This is a genomic window from Segetibacter koreensis DSM 18137, assembly GCF_000374045.1.
Lineage (GTDB): Bacteria > Bacteroidota > Bacteroidia > Chitinophagales > Chitinophagaceae > Segetibacter > Segetibacter koreensis.
Genome location: NZ_KB893361.1, coordinates 1 through 2,669, shown reverse-complemented (window position 1 = coordinate 2,669; position 2,669 = coordinate 1). Strand labels below are relative to the sequence as shown.

5 protein-coding genes are annotated in these 2,669 nt (G+C 29.9%); 4 read left to right on the top strand and 1 reads right to left on the bottom strand.

From position 1 onward, the window contains the following. Nucleotides 1–393 (bottom strand): ester cyclase (locus tag B154_RS0122670; protein ID WP_018616651.1); only part of this gene is annotated, 393 nt, incomplete at its 3' end. Between the two features lie 170 nt (nt 394–563). On the opposite strand from B154_RS0122670, the gene B154_RS29555 reads away from it, so the two are divergent. The 4 genes from B154_RS29555 to B154_RS0122650 form a co-directional block, all read left to right on the top strand. Then, nucleotides 564–857 carry a putative quinol monooxygenase gene (locus B154_RS29555; protein WP_018616650.1) on the top strand — a complete coding sequence of 98 codons (294 nt, stop codon included), beginning with the start codon at nt 564–566 and terminating at the stop codon, nt 855–857. Between the two features lie 2 nt (nt 858–859). After that, complete coding sequence (locus B154_RS0122660) at nt 860–1,405, top strand: NAD(P)H-dependent oxidoreductase (RefSeq protein ID WP_018616649.1); 546 nt, start codon at nt 860–862, stop codon at nt 1,403–1,405. Nucleotides 1,406–1,432: 27 nt separating this feature from the next. Beyond that, the gene (locus B154_RS0122655) at nt 1,433–2,122 is read left to right on the top strand and encodes a 2OG-Fe(II) oxygenase (RefSeq protein ID WP_018616648.1); all 690 of its coding nucleotides are present in this window, start codon (nt 1,433–1,435) and stop codon (nt 2,120–2,122) included. Between the two features lie 66 nt (nt 2,123–2,188). Then, nucleotides 2,189–2,669 (top strand): SPL family radical SAM protein (locus B154_RS0122650; protein WP_211217537.1); only part of this gene is annotated, 481 nt, incomplete at its 3' end.

The following is a 2,669-nucleotide window of genomic DNA, read 5'->3' as shown; positions in this document are numbered from 1 at the left end:
TTCTTCACCAATTTCACTTACTATTTTTCCATCTTTCAATTTGAATACTGTTGTACCAGAAAAGAAAATTTTAGTTCCAGAGTTTTCAGGTAGTACTCCACCATAAGGGGATTTCGTGAAGGCTTTACCAGTATGAGTACCTCCACCTTCCCAACGACCCACTACATAATCGTCTTCAGCAATAAAATTATCAACAGCCCAAAAGTCTAGGTCTTCAAAAGATTCTCTAAAATCTTCTAACATTGCAATATATTCTTCTGCTCCGTGAAATACACCATGCATAGGATAACTAAAAATACCATCTTCATGTGCTAACTCTCTTATAACACTAGGGTCAAATTCTTTTGTCCATACAGCTTTGAAAAATTTGTTTACAATTTCTTTATTATTCATAAATATCTCCTCCTATGGCTTCCATTATAAAGCGACAATATTGAATATTATAGTATTTTCAACTTAGAAAGCAATGTGGAGATATTGTGTTCTGATTTTGCTAATTAAATATCTGGGTATTGTCATATCAACGATAAATAAGTAAATTAGATTTTATAGGAGGCGTTAACATGATTGTATTAAACGTATATATAAAAGTAAAAGATAACAGTGAGAAAGAGTTTTTAGAAATTACTAATAAAATGGTCAAAGAATCTAGAAAAGAGAATGGTAACAATGGATATGAATTATATAAAGATTTAGATAATGATTATCAATATTTAACTGTAGAATACTGGGAAAACGAGGATGCTATTGAAATCCATAATAATTCTAAGCATTTCACAGAGTTTTATCCAAAGGTAAACGAATTTTTAAAAGAAGAGATGGTTTTCAAAAAATATTATACAGAAGGTGAAATATAAAAATGAAAAATATACTATTGATAAATGGACATGAGTATCATAACAATTCTACTGGAAAACTTAATGAAACCCTTCTCGAACTTATTAAAAACACACTTAAGGGACATTACAGTATCAGAGAAACAATAATTAAAGAAGGTTATGATGTAAAAATAGAACAATCAAAGTTTGAATGGGCTGACATAGTTATATTTCAGACACCTATATTTTGGTTTAATTTTCCTGCGCTTTGTAAAAAATATATAGATGAAGTATATGAACATGGAAAATTTTACTCTAGCTCTAGCGTATATGGCGATGGAGGGAAAATGAAAGGTAAAAAATACATGTTGTCTGTTACTTGGGCTGCGCCGCAGAATGTGTTCAGTAATATGAAAGAACCCTTTTTAGAGGGTAAAAATGTCGATGATGTTTTAATAGCAATGCATAAGACACAACAATTTGTTGGATTGGAAAAATTGCCTACTCTATCAAATCATTCAGCTTACCAACCAAATTTAGAAGAAATACTAAAAAATACAAAAGATCACTTGGAAAAAGTGTTCTAGATTTCATTCTAAGGAGGCATTTTATAAATGTTTACTATAGATTGGGAATTAGTTAAACAAGAATTAGAGGATAATGGTTTCTGTAAAATCGAGAATGTTATAAATAAAGAAGATTGTGATAATTTAATAAATCATTATGATGATAGTGATCTATACAGAAATACAATCAATATGGAACGTTATCGTTTTGGAATTGGAGAATATAAGTATTTTCACTATCCATTGAGCGATAGAATAAAAACTATAAGAGAGTACTTCTACACTAATTTAAGTTTTATAGCAAATGATTGGAATCAAAAAATTAAACTTAATAATTATAGTTACCCTAAAAACCTATATGAATTTTTGAGAATATGTAATGAAAATCAACAGACTAAAGCTACCCCCTTAATTTTAAAATATACAGAAAACGGATATAATTGTTTACATCAAGATATCTATGGCGAAGTCTATTTTCCTTTTCAATTAGTTGTTTCTCTAAGTGAAAGAGAAGAATATCAAGGCGGGGAGAATATTTTTGTAAAACAAATACCAAGGGCACAGAGTAGAGGATATAGCGTTAGTTTAAATAAGGGCGATGGAATCATATTTTCTACTAAACATTGTCCTATAAAAGGTAAAAAAGGCTATTATAAAGGAACACTTAAACACGGCGTAAGTACTATTCTAAGTGGAGAGAGATATGGTCTGGGAGTAATTTTCCACGATGCACAATAGGGGGCATTTATAATCCTTTATACTAATATTAATAACAAAACTATTTTAACTAAAGCATCTGGTTTTTTGAATGGATACAGTCATACTTTAAATCCTTATGTTGGTTGTGCTTTTGGGTGTGAGTATTGTTATGTTAGACAAATGCCAATATCTCTTTTTCATGAAGGCAATTGGGGTGAATGGGTAGATATAAAAGATAATACTATTGACTTGCTTGAAAAAGAAATGATCAAGGCAAGAAGAAAAGAGAGCAAAATCAGCATTTTTATGTCTTCTAGTACAGATCCATATCAGCCAATTGAACATAAATTGGAATTAACAAGAAATATATTAAAAATATTATTGATTAATCAACCTGATGAGTTATTCATACAAACTCGAAGTCCTATGGTAGTTAGAGACATTGATATTTTTAAAAAATTCACTTGTAAAATTATAATTAGCATAACAATAGAAACGGATTCCGATCGGATTAGAAAAGAGTTTAGCCCATCTGCCCCTCCTATAAATGCTCGATTAAATGCAGTGAAAAAATTGAAGGAAAATA